A 25,342-nucleotide genomic window follows, 5' to 3' on the forward strand; every position below is an offset into this window, starting at 1 on the left:
CCGCCGCAGGCGGGGCGGCGGCCGGCACTGCTCCGCCGCCAGGCGGACGGCGGTGTGCGTGACAGCTGACAACGACGTGACGACGAGGGGTGGTCTCCGGTGGCGATCGAGGTTTCGGCCGAACTGGCCAACTTCCTGCGGTTCCTGATCGGGGAGAAGTTCCCGAAGGCCGACGAGACCAACCTCTTCGCCACCGCCGAGGCGCTGCGGCGGGCCGCCGAGCAGGTGGTCGCGTCGAGCGAGACGTTCGGCGACGGGGTACGGGCGTACCGGGCCGGGGTGAACGGGCAGGCCGAGGACTCCTTCGTCGACACGATGGAGCGCTACGTCCTGCACAGCCCGGGTTACCTCGGTCTGGTGTCGAAGTACACCAACCGGATGGGGGACAGCTACCGGGGCACCGCCACCGAGGTGCAGTACGCCAAGCTGATGATCATCGCGTCGCTGCTCGCGCTGATGGTGGAACTGCTGACGGCGCTGGCGATCGCCTGGATCAACCCGGGTGCCGCGCTGGCCCGACTGGCGGTCGGCCGGGTGATCATGCGGATCATCTTCCAGAACGTCACCACCCGGGTGCTGTTCCAGGTGGCCATGGCGCAGGCCGTCGGGATCGGCCTCCAGACCGTGATGGACCGGCTGGTGCAGCTCTACCAGATCCGCAACCACACCCGCGACGGCTGGAACAACGAGCTGACCCGGGCCGCCGCCGAGGTCGGCTCGCTCGGCGGCGCGGTCGGCCTCGGCCTCGGCGGGCTCATGCAGGGGCTGGAGCGGCTGGTCCGGTCGACGAACATCGGCCGGCGGGTCGGGCTGACGGCATCGTCGAACACCCCGGACCCGCACGGCTTCCGGCCGGGTGAGGCGGCCCAGGAGATCGCCAACGAGGGCGTCAGCGAGTGGCTGACCGAGTTCCTCTACAACGGCATGACGACAGGCGAGTGGGAGGCCGACGGGGCGGCCGTCATCGCGGGCGCGGCGTCGGGGATGGCGAGTGTCGCCGGCACCGCCATCGGCCAGCAGCTGAACAAGGCCACCGGCGGGGACCGGGACCGCACGGCGAAGCCGACGGTGTCCGCCGAGCCGAATCCGCCGACCGTCCCGGGCACGGCCGTCGAGGAGCCGTTGCCCCCGTACGACCCGGTCCGGCTGCCGGCGTACGACGGACCACCGTCGTACGCCGAGGCGGTGGCCGGCGTGCCCGGCCCGGGCGCCGGCACCGGCGGTGCGACCCCCGGCGGTACGAACCCGGGTGGTGCGGGCCGGGGTGGTGCGGCGGGGGGCACGGGCTCCGGGGCCGGCGGGACCGGGCCGACGGCCCGTCCCGGTGCCGGTGGCGGTTCCGGCGTCGCCGGGTCCCGACCGGCCGACGGTGTGTCGACGTCGCCGGGGGAGCCGGCCGGGCCGGGGCCGGTGGACCCGGACAGCCTCACCGCCACCGACCGCCCCGACCTGGCGGGCCTGTCGGATCTGCTGACCGGGCCGGATGCGTTCACCGGGCCGAATGCGTTCACCGGGCTGGATGCGTCCACCGGGCCGGATGCGTCCACCGGGCCGGACCCGTCCACCGCGCCGGACGCGGCTGCCCCGGCGGGCCCGACCTCGACGGCCGGTCTGCCCGGGTCGACGGTCGGCCAGCCGGCTGGTGCGGCTGCCGGCGGCGCGCCCTCCGGCATCCGGTCCGCCGGGTCCGGGCCGGTCCCGGCCGCCGTGGCACAACCCGAAGCCGCCGGGCCGGTGAACGGCGGGCGGGCGAACGGCCCCGCCCCCGGACGGCCGGTGTCCGGTTCCTGGGCGGGCGGACCGCAGCCGGTCGACGCGTCCCCGGTGGGTGGGCCGGGCACCGGAGGGCAACCGGTGACCACCGCCGCGCCCGGTGCGGCGTCGGTGGCCGACCCGGTGTCACCGGGTGAGGTCACCGGCACCTCCGTCGAAGGCCGGGCCGCGCTGGAACAGCGCCTGGCCGCCGTGCTGCCGCCGTACGACGGTACGGCGCTGGACTGTGTGATCCGGCTGACGGCGGTGGTCGGTGAGTTCTCGGCCATCCCCCGGGTGACCCGGGACGAGGCTGCGGTCGACTCCACGCGTCCGGAGCGGGACCTCGCCACGCAACTCGGCGCCGAGTGGCAACCGGTCTCCGAGTGGGCGCAGGTGCTCGGCCCGGTCAGTGCCGCCGGCCCGAATGCGTTCGCGGCGGTGCTGGTGGAGCCACCGAACGCCCCGCGGCACGCCTTCGCCCTGCTCAACGACGGCGGCGAGCTGTACTGGGTGGAGACGCAGGCGACCGAGGGCCGACGGGTCCGGCCGGCCGGCGATCCGCCGGAGCTGCCGGTGGGCGCGCGGGTCATCATGCGCGACGGGCAGGGCAACCCGGTGCCGGTGCCGCCGGGTGGCACGGCAACCGTCCGCGCCCTGGTGGACCCCGCCAGCACCAGCCGGTACGGCATGTACCGGCCGGACCGGACACTCCCGGCCCCCGTCACGACAAGCCGGCCCGTCGAGCCGGTGACCGTGCCGACGGCCGGGCGGTCCACCCTGCCGGCGCAGGGGCTGCCGGCGGACCTGGTGCGGGTGCCGGCGAACGGACGGTGCCTGCCCTACGCGGTCCTGACGTCCGCGCCGGGGCTGGTGTCGCGCCGGTTGGCTGACGCCGGTCCGCTGACGCCGGAGGTCGAGCGCTGGCTGGCGGAGCCCGACGACGTCCGCGCGGCGGTGACCTGGCATGCCGAGCAGCTCTCCATCGGCGCGGCGTCCGTGCCCGACGGCACGCCGATGGACCGTACCGCCGACGCCCTGATCGATCTCGTCGCCGGATATCTGACCATGCACCGCGACGCCCTGCCGTCGGTGATCCCCGAACTCCGTCAGGCGCTGGCCGACCGGGAACGGGTGGAACCCGACCTGGTCTCCCGCGCCGACCGGATCGCCCTGCTGGAGCGCAACGGGTTCACCGACCTGGCCGAGTCGACCGACGATGACCTGCGCACCACCTACCTCGACTGGTACGCCTTCCAGGCCGGGCCGCTGACCGACCAGGAGTTCGACGTGCTCCTGGCCGCCGTACGCGACTGGTCCCGATCCTGGTCGGAACCGGTGGGCGTGGCCCTGCTTCCGCTGCTGGCCTTCGCGCTCGACGTGTCGTTGAGTGTCCGCAGCCGCGCCGACGGCCAGGTGCGCGCGGTGTATGGGCCGGCTGACGCCGCAGCAGTGTCGGTCTACCACAACGACCGTGACCACTTCGACGCCTCGTCCGCCGGGTCGGACACCCCCGCCACCGCCACTCCTGACCAACAGGCTGCTCGGGAGACGCCGGTCACTGACAACCCCCCGGCCGTCGCCGACGTCACTGACGAGCCCCCGGCCGTCGCCGACGTCGCGGACGAGTCGCCGGTCGGCGCGGATCTCGACGAGAGCTACGGGCCGGCGGTACGGGCCGCCCGGATCACGCCCGGGGAACGCGACGACACCGGGGACGTACGCCTCAATCCGCTCTGGTACCGGTTGGCCGACTTCCCTGCCCATCTGCTCGACCCGGCGCGGGCGCGGTCCTGGCGTTACGTGGTGGCCGAGGACGGCGAGATCTACCTCGGTGCGGCCGACGCCGCAGCGGCGCTACGGCCCCGGGACTTCCGCGCCCTGCTGGCGGGGATGCGGCAGCATGATCCGGAGCTGACCGCCGAGCGGTTGCGGGAACAGCTCGGCGGGCAGGGGCATGCGGGGCTGGCGGTGGGCTTCGACGCGCGGGGCCGGGCGATCGAGCGGCACGCCCGGGTGGGTGGCGAGCTGACCTGGAACGAGTCGGCCCGGCGCTGGCAGGTCGACGACCGGTCGGCACAGTACATGGGGACGACCCGCCCGGCGGTGGGCCCCGACGAGGTGCAGGGCTGGTTGGGCACCGTCGCGGCGACGGTCGGCGACCGGTTCGACCGGGACGTCACCGCGGTCCGGCACACCCCCGACGACGCCGACCCGGTGGCCACCGTCACCGTCGACTTCACCCCCGGCCAGCGGGCGGCCGAGGACGGGCAGTTGCCCGAGCTCGACCTGTTCGTCGACCAGGTCGTCGCCCAGGTCCGTCGCGCCTGGGAATCCGACCGGCCCCGGGTGGTGCGGGTCCGGATCGAGGGCGGCGGCAACGGCGCCCGGCTGCTGCGGCGGGGGGCCGCCCGCACCGGCCGGCGGCGGGCCGCCTCGCTGGCGGAGTTGGTCGGCACGATGGTGGCGGCACGACTGAGGGCCGAGGGGATTCCGCCACGGATGGTGCGGGTCGACCAGAGCAGCCGCGGTGCCGGCCGGTCGAAGGCACCCGGCGGCCCGCAGCGTCCGGCGACACCGGGGCAACGCCGCCGGGCGGTGCTCTGGACCGAGCCGGGGGCCGCCTACGCCAACCGGATCCGCCGCCGGGGGCCCGCACCGGCCGACCGTGCCGGCCAGGACCGCACCGGCCAGGATGGGCGACGGTTGCGCAGATCCACCCCGGCCGGTCGGGTGGACCGGTCCGCTCCGGGACAACTGCGCAAGGACCCGGACGGGACCTGGTGGTTCGGTAGCGCCCAGGTCGTGACCCACGACCTCCCCGGCCGACCGGGGAGCATCGCTCTGCTGTCGGACCGGGAGTGGCGGCGGATGGCCCGCAACCCCCGGCTGCCCGCCGCGACCGACGGGGTGACGGTGCTGGTGCACGGGGCCGGCGACCGGTTCCGGGTGCCACTGCGGCACCCCGACGGCCGTACCGGCGAGGTGACCCTGACCGTCGACGAGCTGCACACGATGCTGGAGTCGCCCGAGCGGGACGGCCGGCGACTGGCGCTGCTGTCCTGCGCGGCGGGTCGGCTCGGCGCGCGGTCCGTGCAACGCCTGGCCGACCTGCGCGACACCGACGTGTACGCGCCCGAGGGCGACCTGGTGGTGGCCGGGACGACGGGGCACCTGCCGGTGTCGGTCGACGGCCGGCCGTGGGCACTGTTCGTGCCCGAGGGCACCGGGGCGTGGGACGTGGTCAACGACGAGATCGTCGACCCCGACCGGTCGGACGCGCCGTTCGCCGTGCCGTTCGCCGGGTACGCCAGCCGGGCCGGTGACGCCGACCCGGACGGCGTACGGCTGACCAACACCCCGCCGCCGCCGCCGACCGGGTGGGACCGGATCCGCATCATCGGCGACGGGCTCTGCCTGCTCAGCGCGGTCGCCGTCGCGGCACCCGAGGCGATGGCCGACATCGCGGGCATGCCGCCGGACGCGGTGGACCGGCTACTGCGGGTACGTCGCGCGGGCGTCCACGACACCGACCTGACCGACATCGACAGGGCGCTGCGGGACGAGATCCTGCGGCGGTTGGCCGATCCTTCCCCGGCGATGGTCGCACTGTTCGACCAGGTGGCCGCGACCTGGCTGTTCCCGGTGGGGTACGACGTGCAGACCACCCTGCTCGACGCGGTCGACACCTGGGACTGGCAGCGGCTGCTGCCCGGCCAGGACGATCCGGACCACGGTGGCCGGGTCGGTGACGTGCTGCCCCTGGTGATCGGTGCGGCGCTCGGCCGGCCGGTATGGCAGGGGCGGCTCGACCCGCCGTCGGCGACGGTGCTCTGGCCGGACGGCGACGGGACGCCGGTGCGGTTGCTCTACAACGGGCACGACCACTACGACGCCTGGGTCCCCGACGCCCTGGTCACCCCGGCCACCCCGGTCGGCATCCCCGACGACGACGGCGGCCGGACCGTCGACACCGGCGACAGCGGCAAGGAGCCCGACTGGCGAGGGGTGGCCGGCAGCCCGAAGCAGCGGGGGGTGCTGTGGCCCTGGGACGGCGAGGACCTGGCCACGACGATGACCACGCTCATCCGGCAGGTCGACGCGGTGGACCTGCCCGGCCAGCACCTGCTCGTCCTGCTCGCCGACGCCGAACGTGCGCTGCTGCTCGGTGGGCGGGTGCTGCCCGAGGCGATGCTGGACGCCTTCTTCGCCGGCGGGCACACCGGCGGGCCGTGGACGTCGCCCCTCGACGTCGACCCGCGGGCGCCGCTGGTGCTCACCGTGGTCAGCGACGACGACGCGAACGCGGTGGCGTTCGGTCGCTCCGTCGAGCGGGAACTACGCCGCCGCCTGGACGCGGGCCAGGCGGCACCGGCCCACCTGAGCGTGGTGGTCATGCAGGAGTCGCAGGTTCCCGTCGAGCCGGTACGGATACCCCGGCTCCGCTTCCGGCTCCCCGTACCCCCCGCCGGGCAGCTGTCCCGGGCGCAGCTCGCCGGCCTGCCCGAGCGGGTCCGGCAGGCGTACGTCGCGCTACCCGACTACACGGCCGGCGACCCGGCCCCGGCGTACGAGCGACTGTCGCAGGACCAGCGGGAGCAGCCGCGGGTGGCGGCACAGCAGGCGACGCCGCTGCGCGTGGAGTCCACCCCGCCCGGCCCGGTGCGGCGGGTGACCGTCGCGGACACCGGTCTGGCCGACGGTCTCGGCGGGCACCGGGGCTGGTTGCTGCGCGGCGGATGGCCGTCGACGGTGACCGACACCACCGGGGCGGCTCCGGTGGAGCTGACCGTGGCGGCCCCGGCCGACACCACCCGGTTGGTCCGGCTGTCGTTGCCCGCGATCGAGGACCAGCCGGCGCTGGAGGTGGACGCGCTGGTGGAACCGCCGGCAGGGGCGTCGCTCGACGTCGAACCACGCCTGATCACCGTGGTCCCGCTGTGGCGCAACGACTTCGTCGACGGCCCGGTGGCCCAGCCGATCACGGACCCGCCCGAGATGGTCCGCCGGGCCTGGCAGTACGTGATCGAGGACACGGAGCAGACCGAGACCGCCGGGATCCTGGCCGAGCGGTCCGACCAGCACGACGACAGCCCGCTCGACGGGACCGAGCGCCGGATGCTGCAGGCCCGCGTCCTCGCCGCGATCCGGGAGACCTTCTGGGAGACGTTCGGGGATACCCCGGCGTACGCCGCCGGGCTGGCCGCGTTCCTCGAGATGCCCGAGGACACCCCCCTGGCCGACTACTGGCAGCACGAACCGGTCCGCGAGCTGATCCTGCGGCGTCCATGGCAGCTGCTCTCCGGGGTGCTGATGACCTACGTGGACCGTTACGGCTGGCGGGGCGCACACCGCATCGTCGTACAGCCCGGCCGGCTGGACGCGGAGTCGACCGACGCGCTGGTCACCCCGGACGGCACCCGCTACACCGCGGCCGACTACCTGGCCCGCCTGCCGACCACCGGGGGCACCCGGGTGCTGTTCTTCCCGGACCTCGACCACGCCGCCGTGGTGGATTCCGGCTTCATCCAGGCGGTACGGGCCTCCGCCATCGTCGTCCTGCCGACGCTGCTGCCCGCCGACGTGAACTGGATCGTGCTCGGCACCAGTGCCGTCACCGGCGCCGAGGTGAGCCAGCTCGTCACCCAACTCGACGACGCGCTCGCCCGGGCCGCCCTGCATGCCGCGGACCCGGTCGAGGGCCGTGAGCTGGCCCAGGCGCTGCTCGCCGACCCCGCCCTGCGGATCTACGAGGACGACGACTGGCTCGCCGAGATCTTCGACAGCGGGCTGCTGGCCACGCCGACCGAACCCGTGCGGCTGCTGCTCGGTCGGGCGGAAGGGGGAGACGTCGCGAGCATCCGAACGGAGTTGCGGCAGGCCGGGGTCCTGTTGATCGATCCAGCCGTGCTGCCGAGGCACCGCGTGTTGATCGAGATCACCGATCCCCATCCGGAGCTGGTGCAGTCCTTCCAGAGCACCAGTGGTGGGACACGCCGGGCGCAGTTCCTCTTCGACGGCAGGTACGCCGCCGACCATCCCGACACGTGGCGGGTGATAGGCGAGCCCTGGTCGCGCATCCAGTCCTGGCTGGCCGTCCTCGACCCGGGCCGGACCTATCCCTGGGACCAGTTCCTGCTGGCCATGGCACATCGGGACCAGGTTGCGCGGCGCATCGGTGAAACCCCGGGTGCCTGGCCGGGGGCCGGTCACCGCTTCGCCCCGGTGTCGCCCGCCGCACTGGCGCAGGTGCAGGAACTGTTCGCCGGCCGGTCCACCCGGGAGGGGGTGATCTGGACCGAATTAGCCGAGTCGCCGAGTCCGACGTTGTTGCTGGTCGACGCGGCCGCCCGGAGAATCGTCGATCATCCGATGGTCTACTTCGTCCCGCAGCCGCCGGAGGCCCGGGCGGTGGTCACCATCCCGCAGCGCGAGGACCTGAGCGGCCGGGGGTTGGTTGTCGCCACCGGGCAGCTCGACGGCGACCGGCTGACCGGCGACGGCTGGGAGGTGACCGCCGACGAGGTGATCGCGAGCGAGGCGTTACGGGCGCATCCCCGGGTCGTCCTGCTCGACCGGTCGCCTCCGGAGGGGAGCCCGTTCGTCGAGCGGCTGCTGGAGCGGGGCGTCGGCGTGCTCGCGCCCGACGCCGACCTGGCCGGCTGGACCGCCGTCTACCAGCTCCCCGGCTGGCAGCTGGAGTTGACCGGCCCGGACAGCGCGGACCTGCTGCGCGAACTCCGGCACGAGTTCGACGCGGTGGTGCTCAGCGCGGCCGAGGCCCGCCGCCGGACCCCGACACAGACCGCGCTGGTCCGCGCGGTCTTCGACCTGCTCGGTCGGCCGTACGAGCAGGAGGTCGTCGACGGTCAGCTCCACCTCCCCCTGGACCGGTGGGCCGCGACCGAGGCGTTCGCGGCCGAGGCCGGCCACGACGGGCTGCTCCTCGTCGGCAACTCCGGCCAGCACCGGCACGACCTGACCCTGCGGGTCCCCGTCGACCAGGTCCGGGTGTTCCAGCGCTGGTCCGGCGAGGAGCTTCACCTGGTCACGGTGGACCGGGCCACGATCGCGCCCGTCAGCGACTTCCTCCGCGACCGGATCGCGACCGGTCCCGTCGTCCGCTGGACGCCCGACCTGGGCCGGGCGGCGCGGGCGGCGGACGTGGGCCAGCCCTATGCGGACCACGTCACGCGGGGCGGGCTGCCGATCCCGGCCGGCCACGTCGACGACCTGATCCGGACGATCCGCGACAACCCGTCATGGCGCGGCCTGGGCTGGGCGGTGGACCCGGACGCGGACGACGATGCCCTGGTGTGGCTGGGCCCGGAGATGGCCGCCGTGGAGTTCCCGGTCGACGCCGGTGAATCCCTGCTCGCCGTGGGCATGCCGGCGTCGACCGTGCCCACCGCCGACCGGTACGGCAACGGCGTGGTGCTCTGGTCGGCCGGTCGCTCCGGCCTGCCGGACTCCCTGCGTGCCGCGTCCCGGGTGGCAGTGGTGCCACTGTCCGAGCTGGACGACATCGTCGACGGTGTACGGGCGGGTTTCCCCGCGGTCGACGCGGTCGCGGTCCTGAAGGAGCGGCTACCCGAGGGGACCCGGATCATCGTGGTGCCCGGCGAGGTCGAGTCGATCGCGGAGATCCCCGAGATCTTCGACGTGGTGTTCGCGGTGGTGACCCGCTCCACCATCGGCGACCCCGGAACGTGGACGGCGTATGCGTGGTCCGACGAGGAACGACGCATCGGTGTGCTGACCGGCGCGGACCTGTCCTACGTCATCGCCGGGTTGGCCGCCACGGACCCGACGCTGCAGGAGCAGGTCGTGCCGGCCCCGACGATGCTGGCGCTGCCGCAGGCCGCCGTGCGGTTCCTGGCCGACCGGGTGGCCGCCCGGGACGCCGACCCACCCATCGGACACGCCGTCACCGACGTCGCCTTCGTCGCCGTCGAGGAGATCAGCGCCGACGACCGCGTGTACACCCTGCCGGAGGGTTCGGTGCTGCGCGTGATGGCACCAGGTCCGGACGGGGAGCACGTCCTGCACGGCTGGTTCATTGACGGGGACGTCCTGGCCGAGGCCGGGCACGACATCCTGGGTGAGGAGGACGGATCGCTGGCTACCGCCCTGCCGAGCCAACTCGCCGACGACCTGTCCTACGACCGGCGGCTCGCGCTGCTCGAACTGGCCCGTCTCGTCGGAGTCGGCCAGCCCGTCACCGAGAATCCGCTGCGCCAGCACGGGATCCGCCCGGCCGACCGGACCTTCGTGCCCGACTGGACGGTGCCGGTCGGCCCGCCGGTCGGACCGGCCTGGTGGGTCGGCGCGGACGTGTCGGTCATCGAGATCACGTCGGCCCCCGCCGGCCGGCTCCCCGCCCGGCGGGTGCTGGCGTGGGAGGTGACACCCCCCGCCACCGGGCAACCGTCCGACGACGTGCCGCCGCCGCAGCTGGTGGCGGTCCCCTACCGGGACGGACCGCTGCTGGGAGTCATGCCCGACCAGGTCTGGGCGTGGGGACTGGGCCCGCTGCTGGGCGAACGGGGCGTCCTCGTCGAACCCGGCGCGGTGAGCGGCGACGGGGTGACCACCGGGCGTCCCGACGGGCGCGGCGCGCTGCCCGCCGACCTCTACCGGGCGATTCTGCCGGACACCGCCGCCGGCCTCCCCGTCGTCGTGCTGCTCGACACCGGTACGGCGGCCCAGGAGTTCGCCGGGGCGCTCGCCGCGCGGTCGGCCGTGGTGCTGGTCCGCACCGGCGACGGACAGTGGCAGGCCCACCATCCCCGGCCGGGCACCGGCGTTCCCGACGTCATGACGGGACCCCAGGCGTACCCGCTGTTCCACCAGGCCGTCGCGGCGGTCACCGCCGACCTGGCCGAGCTGGCGGGTGCGGTCAACGACCTGGGCCAGGAATGGGGTGGGACCGTCCCGCCCGACGGCGTCAACCTGTGGGGCCGGCTGTCCGGGCTGCCCACCGGCACCCTGGCGGACCGGGCCGCCCGGCTCGCCTCGGCCCTGTTCGGGATGGACCGGCTGCGGGCCGCTGTCGACGGTCCCTCCGGCGAACAGTCGGTGGGCCGCGTGCTCACCCACCTCGGGCTGCCCGGAGCGGCGGGGCAGCACCCGGCATTGCTGGCCCGACGGCTGCACGCGCTGCAGTTCGCCCCGGTGCCGGTCACCGCCCTGGGGCTGCTGCCGGACAACGCGGTCGCCCTGGTCTGGCTGGGTGACGCCGTGGTCCTCGTCCATCGCGCCCCCGACGGCACGCTGACGCTCGTGCGGCCGCAGGCCGAGTCGGCCGACCGGCTGACCGCGCTCGACCCCGACGGGCTGACCGAGCCGCCGTGGATGCTGCTGGCGCGGGGACGGCTGGTGGCGGTGCGCGTCGCGAGTGGCCATCGGGTGCTCGGCGGCTACGTCGTGTCCGATCCGCCCTCGTATCCCGCCCGGGAGCGGCTGGCGGACCAGGACCCGGATCTGCCGTCGGATGCCGACCAGGACCCGCCGTCGGACTCCGACCAGGACCCGTCGTCAGAGCCCGACCAGGACCCGCCGTCGGACCGGGAGCCGGAGCAGGACGCCTCGTCGGACCGGGACTCGGACTCCGCGTCGACCGGCGCGGCGGGGACGGAGTCCGGCTCGGTCGACACCGCGTCGGTGTCGACCGGCTCGACGGAAGGGATCACAGCCGCCGCGGCCGGCCCGTCCCCGGCGGCGCTGCACGCCGTGGGGGAGGCGCTGCGCCGGCTGCCGGCGGCCCGCCTCGCGGCCGGTCGGCAGGTCCGCCGGGGCAGACCGTCCCTGCCCCGGCTCGCCGGGTGGGTCGACGCGGTGCAGACCGACGACGCCGGTGCCACCGAGGACAGCTCCCGGGTCCGGGCGGTCGGTGCCCACCTCGTCCTGCACGGGCGGATCGGCGACCTCCCGGTGACCGAACCGGCGGTGACCACGCTCAGCCTGGACGGGTTCCACCGGGCACTGGGTGGGCGGCCGGTGGCAACCGACGCCGGCCGTCCCGGTTCGCTCGTCCAGGCGTTGACCCGCCGGCCGGGGGCGATGCTCCTGGTCCACGAGCAGCCGCCGGGTGCGCCCGGCCGGGTGTTCTGGTTGGTCGCCGACGACCGGGACGGTGCCGTGGTGCCCCGGGTGGTCGACCCCGCCCGGCCGGGGGTGTTCGCCCGGTCCGCCACCGACGACCCGGTCACCGCCGCGGCGCTGACCCGCGCCGGCACCACCGTGCTGGCGGTGGACGCCAACGGCGACGCGATGGACCTGGCCGACTTCCTCACCCCGTCGCCGGCCGGCCTCACCCGGGCCACCGGTGACCCGGCGCTGGTCGTGGCCGACGCCACCGACCTGGTCCAGGCCATGGTGCGGCTGGTCGACGGGTACTTCGGGCGGACACCCCGCACTCTCGGCGGGCAACTCACGGTGACCCCGGAGACGATCCCCGGCACCCTGGCCGCCGCGCTGGGCGGGCAGTTCGAACCACTGCACGACGTCGAGGCCACCATAACCGCGCTGCGCGCCGCCCCGGGCTCGTTGGCGCTGGCGTACCTGCCCCGGGCGCAGGAGCCCGGACACCTGCTCATGTTCGTCGTCGAGCCCGGGTTGGCGACGGTGCCGGCCCAGCTCATGGTCGTCGGGGTCGACGCCGCCGGGATCAGCGACGCCGACCTGACCCGGGCGCTGTCCACCGGGCGGGCCCAGGTGCTGCTGCTCGACGCGACCGGCGAGGCCCACCAGGTGCCGGGTCGGGAACCCACGGCGGAGCAGGTCAGCGCGGTACGGACCGCGGTCACCGCCCAGCCGCTGCTGATTGGGGTGCCGCACACCGGCCACCCGGCCTGGAGCGACAGGCTCACCGCCCGGGTGACCCGGCGACTGGGCACACTGGGCGTGACCATGGCCAGCGCCCGGCCCCTGCTGCACGCGCTGGCCACCGACCCCACCGGGTTCCTGCACCACGGCACCGGCCACCCGGTCCGGGTCGGTCGGGACAAGCGGTTCGCCTGGGTACGCCTCGTACCCCGGCCGAGCGACACCGACGAGGTGCGGCTCGCCCCCGGCCTGGGTGGCGTCGAGGACCGGCGGACCGCAGGTGTGTCGGCGTCGACGTGGGCCCAGCCCCAGGCCACCACCGCCCGGGTCGTGGTGCCGGTCCCCGCCGGAGGTGTCGGGGTGACCGTCCTGGGTGGCGTGCTGAGCAGCCGGGCCGTCCGTACGATCGGGCAGTCCCTGACCACAGGTGACAACGGCATGGTGATCGGGGTGCCCGACTCGTTCCTCACCCGCAGCGCGGTGTTCGTCCAGGTCGAGATCACCGAGCGGCCCGCCCCGCCGGCCTGGGCCGAGGTCCCGGCCACCTGGGTGCCCGGCGACGGCGACCGCCTCTGGTTCCGTACCCCCGAGGTGCTGGCCACGATGCGGCCGATCAGCGACGGCACCGCGCTGACGGTGACTCGCGCCGGGGCGGCGTTCCTGCGGGACGCCAGCTACCCGGTGGAGGTCGTCGACGACGGCGCCCTGCCGACCACCGTGCAGTCCGGCATCCCCGACGTGGTCCGCCGGGGGAGCAACCTGCGGGTCTGGCGGCTCTGGGGCGGCCAGCGGGCACTCGACGCGGTACAGCCCGGCGCGACCGCCCTGACCGCGACCAGCTCGTCGTGGCTTCGCCGGCCCGCCTACGCCCAGGGGGTCCGGCCCGCCCTGCGGCTCACCCGGCTGACCCCGATCGGTGAGCTGCCCGAGTCGGCACTGCTGCGCGCGGCGGCGGCGGTCACCACCGGCCAGTCGGTGCAGTCCGCCTCGGACCGGGGCGGCTTCCTCGCGGTGCTGATCGGTCGGGCGTTCGGCCTGCTCCGGCTCTCCGCCGGACCGACCGTCTCGGTCGTCGACCGCCGGGCGCAGGCCGTCGCACCGCAGGTCGAGACCACCGCCGGGCAGGAGACCGGCGACCACGCCCTGAGGCTCTACCTGGCCGAGTACACCGGCACGGTGCAGTGGAGCATGCACCGGTCGGTCACCAGGTCGCTGGCGTACCGGGGGCTGCGGCGCGGGTCGCAGCAGGTGTCGGTGCGGACGCTGCTGGTCGTGCCGCAACAGCACGTGGCGGCGCTCGCCGGGGTGACCCCGTCGGCGCGGCCCGACCGCGACCTGGTGGCCCTGCTCGCCGGCACCGTCGAGGACGACCCGGACGACCCGCGTACCCTGCCCGACTACCTGTGGCAGGGCGACCGGCTGCGGATCGGACGCGGCTTCCTGCACGGCGGGGACCTGGTCGCCGGCCTGGTCGCCGACCGCTTGCGGCGACTGCTCGACGACGACCGCAACGCGGTGTACCGGCAGTACCTGCCCGACTGGGACAACCCGCGGGTGCAGACCGACCGGATCCGGCGGGCCCTGGACCGGCTCGGCAACGAGGAACGCCTCGCGGCGCAGAACGGCCCGAGCCGTTACTCGGCACGCCTGCTGGCCGCCGCCGACGGGGAACTGCTGATCGAACTGCGGGTACGGGACATCTTCTCCGGCCGTACGCTGGAGGTGCGGATCGGGGTCCGGCGTCGCCACCCGGACACCGCACCCCGGTACCTCGGCCGGCGGGGCACCCACCCGGACCCGGTCACCGCCGACCTCCCCGAATCCAGCGACAGCGAGACGAGCGAGTCGGAGGACGACGAGCCGACGGTGAAGCTGCGTACCAGCCAGGGTCGGGCGCAGGCGGCGACGAACCGGGCGGTCCGCAGTGTCGCGTCGGGCGTACAGGCGGGCGCGTCGGTGGGCAGCGACGCGATCGGCGGCGCCGCCGGGATCGGGTTGCGGCTCCAGGGCATCTGGCGGGACGTCATCGAGGTGACCCAGGGCAGCCAGGCCGGTGTCGTCGGCATCGGCGGCGGCGCGGTCGCCGTGTTCGCCGACGACGTCCGGTTGGAACTGTCGGCGTCGGTCATCGTCGAGTACCGAGGGTATCTCGCCGACGGCTGGCGGTGGCTGGCCGACCACCCCGTGCATGCGCAGCCACTACGCTTCGCGGGCGACGCCACCATCGACCTCGAACTCGGTTTCTCGGTGCCGTTCACCCAGACCATCGCGGTCGGGCAGCCGCAGCCGGTCGTGCTGCCCACGCCGGTCGGCGCGCCGGGTGCGGGCATCGTGCTGCGTGAGGCGCTCGGTGAACTGCTGCCCGCGACCGTGACCCCGCCGCGGCAGCGGCTACGCAGCCTCGGCGCGGCACTGGCCCAGCACACCGTCACCCATCACGTCCACGGCCTGCCCGAGCTGCGTGAGCAACTGCTGGACGCGTTGCGGGGCGCCACCGCGGACTACATGGACGCCGGGCACCTGCCGTCCGGCACCGGTGGTCGTCGGCGGGGCACGGCGTTCAGCGGCGACATCCCCGGCACCCCCCTGCACCAGTGGCTCAACGCCTTCGTCGACCAGGGCCACCTGGCGGCGCTGCTGGCTCCGGCGACCCAGCAACCCCAGCCGGTGCACGCCCCCAGCGTGGTCGTCGGCGACGACGTGCCGGTCACGGTGTTCGTCTTCGCCGAGGTGACCGGGCACGACCAGACGCCGTCCGGCGCGCTCACCGGCGACGGGTACGAGAGCGCGGTCGCCGGGTACGCGGTCCGCCGCTCGGCCACGGACCGGGGTGGACAGTTCCGGCTGGAGGTCGGCGGGGGCGGCGCGGCGTGGCGGGCGGACGAGCCCAGCGCCCCCGCCCAGCCCGGTGACGCGGGTGGGGGAACGCCTGGCGGTCAGGCACCCGCCCCGAACCCCACCCAGCCGGCCGCCCGCACCCCCACCCAGCCGCCCGCGACCCTGGCGCTGCGGCTGTTCGGCCGGCGGCAGATCGAGTGGACCAACGGCGAGACGGTTCTCGCCGTCGCCGAGGTCGAACGGACCATCAAGCACTCCGAGTCCCGGACCGTCCTGCTGGGTGTGCACGGTCGACTGCGGGTCCACCTCGCCGTGGTGCTCACCGAACCGAAGTGGGTGCTGCCCGACCGGTCATTCACCCGCTACCGGCAGGTGGGTGACGTGTCCCTGCTGGGTCAGATGTCGGCCGACGAGTACCGGCGGGCCCTCGGCCTGACCTCCGGTGGCTGGCGGCTGCCGCGCGAGGTCACCCCGCCGCCGGCACAGGTGATGCACCAGACCAGCCGGCTGGTGGACGTCCCGGCCATCGGTCAGGCGATGCTGGGCTGGCTGCGTTCGCTGCGCCTCGGCGGCGACGAGGGAATGGAACTGGTCGGCCACGACCGGAATACCGGCATGAACATCAGCACCGTCCTGCACCACACCGACCCGGTCACCGTGGCCGCGCACCTGGGCGACCTCTTCGACGGTGGCCTGAGCTTCGTGCTGCGCTACCCGGGGCTGCTCAGCCGTCCGGCCGTGCAGATCATCGTCCGGGCGGTACCTGCCACCGACCCGCCACAGGTGGGTGAGCTGCGGGCGGGCGCCAGCAACCTGGAGTTGAGCACCGTCAGCGAGGTCGGCGGCGGACGCCAGTCCGGCGAGGCCGTCACCGACGAGGTGGTCCCGGTGGCGCACGTCGGAGAGCGGGCGGCGCTCAACGCGCTCGGGGCGCTGGGGCGTACCGCCGCCGGCCGCTCCGGCGACGTCACCCTCGGCCGGGCGGTCACCGCCGTCGAGACCCCCGGCCCCTGGCTGTCTGTCGACTACGGGCCACAACGGCTGGTCTTCACCGCCCACCGTCGCCGGCAGGAGATCGGCCGGCACGAGATCACCGTGCCGCTGCACACCGAGACCGCCGCTGAGCACCTCAACCTCACCTACCGACCGAACGGCCCGGCCACCGTGCTGCCCGACCCGACCGCGGTGACCGCCGCCCCGTTGACCCTGGATGGAACGGACGGGCCGCTGCGGTTGGTGCCGATCCCGGCCGACAACTGGCTGGCCTGGCGGGGCGACGCCGTGCCGGTGCCCGCCGGGTATGCGGCGCTCGGCTTCAACGGAGCCGCCGCCCTCCAGGCCACCGCGCTGCGGGCGCTGCGGATCGTCGGCACCGCAGCGACGATCGGGATGCCCGGAACGACACTCAACTACCAGCTGATGACCCTGCTGGGACGGACCCACCTGTGGGCCGCCACCCCACACCGGATGGCCGGTCCCTACGAGATCACCCTCGCCGACGGGTACCGGATCGTCCTGCACACCCGGGTCACCGCGGTACGGCTGGACACCGTGCTCGTGCCCGCCGAGGGAAGCTCCGGTGTCGGTGGGGCCGGCCGGCACGGCGACGCCCGCCTGGTGGCCCGCGCGGACGCCGCCCTGCCGGACACCCTCGGCACCTCGGTCGGGGTCGTGCCGGCGCTCGGGGTCTCCGTGCCGGGCAACTCCAGCCACCAGGAGGCCGCCGGGCACCGGACCGACGTGCTGCGGCTGGGGCTGGACGACGAGGGTGCGCGGGCGAAGGTGTGGTGGACCACCGAGACGATCGTCGTCGCCGAGCACACCGACCTCACCGGCACCCGCCGTACCGCCCTACAGGTGACCCTGCCCGACTCGCAACCGGTGCTGGTCGACCAGGCCGAAGCCCTGGACCACCTGCTGGCCGGTGACGCACCCGGGAGCGCGCCCGTCGACCGGGTGGTCGTGGCCGGGCTCCTGGAGCAGGCGGTCCACGCCGCGAAGCAGGCGCAGAAGGCGCTGAAGTCCTGGCGGGAGCTGGAACGGATCGCCCTGGTCGCCGAGTTCCCGGGTGCCGCCGGCACCGCCGCCGACACGGTCGCCAGGGCTGCCGCCGCGAACGCGGCGGAGCGGGCCGAGGCGGAGGCGTCCGCCCGTCGCCGCTGGTGGGAGGCCCGGGCCGAGGTCGAACGGCTGGTGGCGCTGGCCGCCGGCCACCTCGGCCGGGGTTCCGTAGCCGACCCGCTCCTGCTTCCTCCGACCGACGGCACCGATCCGACGTCGCCCGGTGGGCGACCCGCCCCGCCAGCGGCCGGGCGGCGCGACCCGGTTGACCCGGTCGAGCCGGTTGCCCCCGTCGAGCCGGTTGCCCCCGTCGACCCGGTCGACCCGGTTGACCCGGTCGTCGACGACCGTGCGCCGGCCGGGTCGGTGGCAGCCTCGGCCGGGCCGACGCCGCCACCGGTGCTGGGCCGTGAGGTCACCGACAACCAGTTCACCGCGCTTCCTCCCCCCGCCGCCGGGGAGGTCGTCGACGTCAACCGCAACGGCCTCTGCCTGCTCGAATCCGTGGTCGTCAGCGCGCTGCCCGAGGTGCGCGGCCTGCTGCCCGACGGGTACCACGGGCAGCTCGACGAGATCCAGGCCTGGCGGGACGCCCGTGGGCCCCTCGACGTGACCCTGCCCTACCGCCTGCGCCCCTTGGTCCTGCGGGTCGCCGACGGCCTGCGCGCCCAGATCCATGCCCTGCTCGTCGACGGCCGGCTCGCCGAGGTGGAACAGGTGATCGCCGACGGCGGACTACTGGGCCGGGGTGTCAGGGGACAGCGGCGGGTACGCGTCCAACTCGCGCGGACCGTCAACAGGTGGCAGGCGGACTGGGCGGCCGACACCGGCGACTACCTCGTCCTGTTGGTGGGAGCGGCGCTGCGCCGGCCGGTGGTGCTGGCCACCCCCGTTCCGTCGGCCCGTCCGGGTGACCCGACCGCCGGCTCCAGGTCCGCCGGCGACGCACCGGCGGCGGTCGGTGATCAGACCGCCGACGACGCGCAGGCGAACGTCGGGGGCTGGTCGATCCGGACGGTCTACAACCCGCGCTTCGACGGTGCCGAGGCCCGGATCAGCGAGGGACCGGTGCTGCTCTACCTGGCGAACGGCCACTACCGGGCGTGGCTGCCGGAACCGGACGTGCTCGATCTGGCCCGCACCCGGGAGGAGGCGCTCGAACTGCCCCGCCCGACGGCCGGCCTCTGGCGCGAGAGCACCGATGCGGCGACCCTCCGACCCACGACGACCGGGAGCGATCCCGGGTACGACGCTGCGGACAGCGACGCCGTGCTCAGCGACGCCGTGCTCAGCGACGCCGTGCTCAGCGACACGGACAGTGACTCCGTGCTCAGTGACGCCGAGAGCGGTGCCGGGTCCGACGGTGCCGTCCTCGGCCATCCGGGCGGTCATCCCGGCGTGCCCCGGTCGACCGGCCGGGGACGGCACCCGTTGACGCTGGCGGGGTTGGAGACTGCCGTGCAGGAGACCCAGGACGTGCAGGCTGCCGTCCGTCCGTCCGGCTCGGTGACGGATTGGCGCCCGCCCGAGGATCCGTTGTCGTGTCTGGCTCTGGCCCGCCGGTTCGCGGCCGTCCTGCATCCGGGCATCGACGGCTTCGTCCGGCCAGGGCTGCGGGTCGGTCGGACCCGGGACGACGCCGCGATCGGCAGCCGGTGGGCCGGCGCCTTCGCCGGCGACCGGTCCGACTGGGCGGTGGTGGATTCCTGGGCGCAGGTCGAGCGAGCGCTCGTCGCCGCCGTGCCCGGCACCGCCGTCTTCGTCCTGCTGGAACGCCCCGGCAGCGCCCCCGGGCACGCCTTCGCGGGGTACCGGCTGGACCGGGAGACCGATCCGGTGCGGTGGGTGCAGTTCGGCGGTGACCGGGGCGCGGTGCTGCTGCCCGGGGCCGCGGCGGACAACCGGCTGCCCCGGCTCAACGCCCTCGGCCCGGAGGTCGCCGCCCGTGCGGTCCTGGTGGATCCCGACGGCACCGTCGATCCGGCGGCGCTGGTCGACGCCGGGACGTCCGCGCCCGTCGCCTCTACCTCGGTGGCGCGGGCGATCGTGGACGCGCCGGTGAACCGGACCTTCCTGGGCCACGGCTCGGAGTTCGAGTTCTTCGAGACGCTCGACCTCAGCGCGGCCGCCGACATGTTCACCGTAGCCGCCGACCAGACGCTGCCCGATCGGGCCCGGACGAAGGCGCTTGCCGAGGACCCCGCGGGCACGGTAGCCATCGAGGTGGAGACCAAGACCTACTTCCGTGACAGCGGCGACGGCCAGCTCTACCGGCGACCGGCCCCGAAGCGGACCGAGGAGGTCGTCGCCATCCTGGAGGTCATCGTCGGCGTCGTACCCGACACCGACGCCGAGATGGACGCCCACCACGGCGGCGAGTCGTTGTACCCGGCGATGACCGCGTTGGGTCAGGCGCTGTCGGCGCTCACCGGGCCCGTCCCGTTCGCTCAGCTCCTGGGCGCGGTGCAGGCCGCCGGCCACCTCTCCCAGGTGGTGCTGACACCGCTCGGGCGCAAGGTGGACGTCGGCCCGCGCCCGTCGGACAGCGAGCCCGGCGCCCGGGTGCACCACAGCGTCGGGGTCCCGCTCGCCGGTGCCCACTCGTTCCTGACCTACGTCGCCCGGCACACCTGGCGCAGCCCGACGAGTGTGTCCCCCTCCTACGCCCGCCCGCACCTGCAGGACGCGTTGTCCTTCGCCGACACCGTGGCCGAGCACTTCGCCGACGAGGGCGGCAGCCCCCGGGACGTCGCGGAGCTACGCGGGTTCGCCACCGTGCTGTACTCCAACACCGCAGGCATCGCCGGACGCTGGCTCCACGCCGGTCTGGTCAAGGAGAACGTCGCGGCCTTGTCCCGGCAGGACATGCGGATGCTGCTCGACTCGTTGTCACCGGCGGCGCAGGCCTACTTCCAGGCCAACTTCACGGGGATCACACAACTGTTCCGCAGGATGTTCACGGACCGGATCCCGGATCTCGAAGAGCGCTTCAAGGCGAGGAACGGTGCCGAGCTGGCCGGTGACTTCTTCCGGAACATCGCCTTCGTCGACAAGAAGAACGGGAACAAGCAACAGTCGATCATCGACTACCTCCGCGGAGACGTGCGGCAGCATCTCGGGTACGGCGGGATGACCGTGATCAACGGTTTCGACACCTCCAACGGCGCGCTGCCGCTGATGGTGCTGGAGGTCAGGTACTTCGGCGCGCAGCACGTCGACGGCGCCACCGCCCAGGCGGAGGCAGCTGCCCTGCGCCGGGAGGCCGGGGCGGCCTTCGACGAGGCGCTGCAGGTCACCGGCACGGCGGTGGAGCGTCCGGGGGGCATTCAGCTGGCCCTGCCCGACCGGGAACTCTGGCCGATGTGGCGGCACGCCGGCCCGCCCGGCCTGCTCACCGTCGAGTTGCCGCTGTACACGCCGGACTGGTCGCTACGCCCCCTGTTGCCGGTGTCCAACGACGTGACGGCGATCCGGGTCGTCCAGCACGTGAGCCTTCCCGAGCAGTACGTCGCCCTGCAACGCCTCGCGGACCTGACCGGCCGGCCCGTCTACACGTTGGCCGAGGAGGCGACGCCGAGGTGGGATCCGGATGCGGGGGAACTGCGGGTCGACTGGCCCGACGGCACGCGGCCCTGGCTGGAGTTCCTGCCGGCGCTGTACGACGCCGACAGCGACCGGGCAATCCGGCGGGGAATCGACCCCGACGGGGTGCTCGTCCCACTGGACGGCCGGGTCGACCTGCTGGATCCGACGACGGTCCACCTGAACCTGTTTCCGCCGGACGTGGCGCATGTCCTGCCCCCTCTCTACGGCACCGAGGACCTCGACGTGCTCGACCTCGTGCCACTGATCCAGGCGACCGACAGCCGACAGCTGATCTTCGCCGGTCCCGACGCGCCGACGTACCTGCCCGGCTGGGCGACGACCGTCGTCGAGACGGTCATCGCCCAGTCGACACCGGTCGCGGGTCTCGTCCTCGTCGGGCACCCGCTGCCGCACGCGGCGGCGCAGACCCTGGTCGACGTGCTCGGACAGGCGGTGGCCGAGCAGCCGGGACTTCTCGTCACCCCGGTGGTCCTGACCCACGGGGCGGACATCAACATCACGACGCGCGCCGGCGCGGCCCGGATGGTGTCCACCGGCGACGGCCTCGGCGGATGGCGGGTGTTCCGGCCGGACCACAAGGGCCGCACGAGTGCCGTCCCCGACGACCTGCGCGCGGTGATCACCACCCCGACCGTGGCACCGGAACAGCCGCAGGACAATGCGGACCCGCTGGGGCCCGACGGGGCGGAGCCGGCCCCGCCCCGCCCCGAACCCGGCACGGTGCCGCGCGGGGAGGACGAGCCGTTGGAGTGGACGATCCGGCGCGCGATGGCACAGGTGGCGGTCCGCGAGCACCACTGGGTCGACCCGGTCAGCCGGCCCGGCCCCGCCCGGGACGACCGCTACGAGGTCGTGTCGCGGTTCGAGGCCCGCCGGTTCCACTACGGCGGCCAGCCGGTGACCGACCTGACCGTGCGGGTGTGGCTCGACGACGACACCGGTCGGGCGATGTTCGCCGCCCTCAAGCGGGGGGTGGACCGGGTGTTCAACAGCAGCGTCGACGCGGCGGCGTACCAGCTGCCCAACCGGGCCGGCGACCTGCTGCACGTGACCGTGGAGCGGGCCGCCTCCCCGCACGACGCCCACCTGCGGGTGCAGGTGATCGACGACGGGCCGACCGACCAGTTCCACTGGCGTCGCGACGCCGCAGAGGAGGACCTGGTACACGAGTTCGCCCACCAGCTCGGCCTGCGCGAGGAGTACCGCGACGACACCGCACCGCACCGCCCGCACGTGCCGGGAAGCCTGCTCGGCGACCTCGCGGGTCGTGCCACCGACGCCCTGTCCGACGAGGAACGGGCGGCGCTGTCCGACGAGGAGAAGGCCCAGCTGCGTGGCATGCGGTGGGCCGGGCTGCGATCGCGGCACCTCCAGCTGCTGGCGGCGCTGGTCGGCGAACCGGACGCCGACGGGGAGTACCGGGGGGTGGACCCGGTGCTCCGACCGATCGGTGTCGCGCCCTTCGCACCGCAGACCACGACGGACCAGCCGGGGCAGCAGCCTCCGGCACCCGATCCGACGGTGCCGCCGGTCAGGGCGGCCCAGCTGGAACGCACCTGGCGCACCCGGCCCGAGCGCCTCGACGTCGAGGCTCCGGTCCGGATCGCCGCGGACCACGCCGTCCAGGCGGTTCTCGACCGGGTGGAGCTGCTCCGCCGGCCGTGGAACCTGGAACTGCTCGGCGACACCCCGCCGTCGGCGACCGCCGGGGGCCACCAGCGGCTCACCCCGGCTGAACCGGTAGTCGACTGGGCGGTGTTGACCGGACCGACCCGCGACGCGATCGCCCGGCGGGCCGCGCTGGTCACCTCCTGGTTGGCCGGCCTGCCGCAGCAGGCGACAGCCGGCACGGCGGTGGAGTTCGGTCTGGTGCTGGGTGTGCCCCCGGAGCTGCTGGCCGATTCCCGGGACAACGCCGTGGCCCGCGTCCTCGCCGACGCCGCTGCCGACTTCCTCCGGGGCCAGCTCGACGCCCAGCTCCCCGTCGGGATGCTCCCGGTACGGGTCATCGTCGAGGTCACCGCCTTCGACGGGGTCGTCGACGGGGTTCGTGAGCAGATCCGGATGCAGATCGAGTTGTCGCTGCGCCGGGTGCTCCCCGGCCCGGTGTACGCCGACGACCCGACGTCCGGCAGCGCGGTCGGCGGCGTCCACGACGGTCGGGACCTCCGCAACGACGTGCTGCTGCGCGTCACCCAGGCGCGGCAGGCCCTCGAAGGGCTGCCCACCGGGGAGCCGGAAACCGCGGCGGCGGTCGTCGTCCACCAGCTCGGCAGCGTCCTGGTCCGGCTGCTGCCGGTGCTCGTCACGCCGGCCCTGGCCGCCCCGTTCGCGGTCCATGCCGCCCAGGTGCGCGGTGTGCTGGACGACTTCCGGTGGCTGGTGGGCCGGTGGGCACAGCAGTGGCGGACCGGCGACATCGAGGTCGCCGATCTGGTCACCCGCGCTACCGGGACGCTCGATGCGATCGCCGACCTGACGCCGCTGGTCGAGCTGGCCCCGGCCGCCCATCGCGACCTCGACCTGACCCCGCTGGTCGACGGCTACCAGCCGGACGACGCGGACCACGTCGCGGCGCTGGCCCGGTTCCGTACCGAGCTGACCCGGCTGCGCGGCGTCACCGGGATCGCCCTGGACGGGCCGATCATGCAGGTCTACGGCTGGCAACTGCTGACCCAGGCACTCGGGGCGCTGTGGTTCGGCGTGACCGGGGGCCCCGAACCGGTCGCGGACGGACGCGCTCTCGGGGCTGCCGCTGCGGCGCTCGACGCGTACCACGAGGTGGTCGGCGGGCTCGGCGTCGGCACCGCCGATCTCGCGGCGTTCGACCGGGCCGCCGGGGCCGTCGGGGTGCTGGCCGGCTGGCTGCGTCCCCGCCCCGACCCGGAGGCGACAGATCGGGAGCTCGCCCGGCTCGACGACGCGCTGGCGGTGGTGGGTCTGCGCACCGACGCGCAGCTCGACCGGCTTGCCCTGGACACCCGGGAGGCGATGCTCGACGGGCTCCTCGACGCGGCGACCGCCGCCCTGGACACGTTCCGGATCAGCCGCGACCCCGGCCGTGGCGCGCTCGCCGGGATCCCCGGCGCGCCGGGTCCGCTCGCCGACTGGATGACGCTGCTGCGCACCGTCCAGCAGATGAGCGCCCTCTGGAAGGGTGGGGAGCCGGACCTGCCCCGGCTGCGTGCCATGCACCGCCTCGCCGGACAGGTCCGCGACGGCATCGCGGCTGGTCGGGCCGACTTCGTCCGGCTGGCCAACCGGGAGGCTTCCGGTGGCGACCCGCGTGCGGTGTCGGACCGGGTCCTCGACGCGCCGGCTGCCGGGGCCCGCCGTCCGGCCACCCCGGTCCGGTCCGCCGCAGGCCTGACCGGCCCCGGGACGGTGCGGCCCGGCCCCGGTCAGGTCCTGCTGCACCTGGTCGTCGAGGTGCCCCGGGGGCAGCAGAGCGAGTCCGCGGAGCCGGTGTCGACCGACCTGTACCAGGACCCGGCCACCGGACGGCTACAGGTCACGACCGGTGACCCGTACGCCCCCGTCGCCGTGTTCACCCGGCCGGAGACCGCGTACGGGGTGGCCCGGGGGATGGCCGAGCACCTCGCGCAGGTGGGTCTGCCCCCCGGCGACGGCCCGGTGGTACGCCGGTTCGTGGTCGACGCCGACGCGTTCACCGCCCCGGACGACGCGCAGGTGTACGTCTTCCCGGCCCGTGACTTCGCGGCCCTGGTCGGCCGGGCCGAACCCGGCTCGCTGGACAGCTACGCGACCGACCCGGAAACGGTCGACCACACCACCCGTGCCCTGGACACGCTCGCCCCCGCCGACACCCCGGTCGTCACCGTCGACGAGGCCAGCCGGATGCTGCCGACGCGGGAGCCGAACGCCCGACACCGACCACGCCCCGAGCCGGCCCCGGTCGCCACCGGCGACCGACCTGCCGTCCCGCCGGTCGTCCGTCGGGACGCCGGTCCGGCTGCTGCCGTCCCGCCGGGCATGGTTCCGGCCGGTCCGGTCCCGCCGGGCACGGTGCCCCCGGGCGTGGTCCTGGTGGGGATGGTCCTGGCGGGGATGGCCCTGCCGGACACCGTCGTCGTGCCGGGACTCGGTGACATCCTGGTCACCGGACTCCCCGGACTGCCGGTGTACCCGCCCGGCGCGCGGTCGACCACACCCGCCCCGATACCGGACCGCCCCGGCAGCCCGCCACGCCGGCGACGGCGCACCCCGCGACCGACGGCCGATCGGGGGTGAACCGGCC

At 74.7% G+C, this 25,342-nt stretch carries 1 protein-coding gene; it reads left to right on the forward strand.

The window, feature by feature from the left end:
- Positions 1-99: 99 nt before the first annotated feature.
- On the forward strand, positions 100-25,335 hold the full coding sequence (locus tag ACN267_RS05255; RefSeq protein WP_421488066.1) for a hypothetical protein: 25,236 nt from the start codon (positions 100-102) through the stop codon (positions 25,333-25,335).
- Positions 25,336-25,342 lie beyond the last annotated feature (7 nt).

Origin of the sequence: Micromonospora sp. WMMD734, from assembly GCF_049178975.1 — a bacterium.
GTDB lineage: Bacteria > Actinomycetota > Actinomycetes > Mycobacteriales > Micromonosporaceae > Micromonospora > Micromonospora wenchangensis.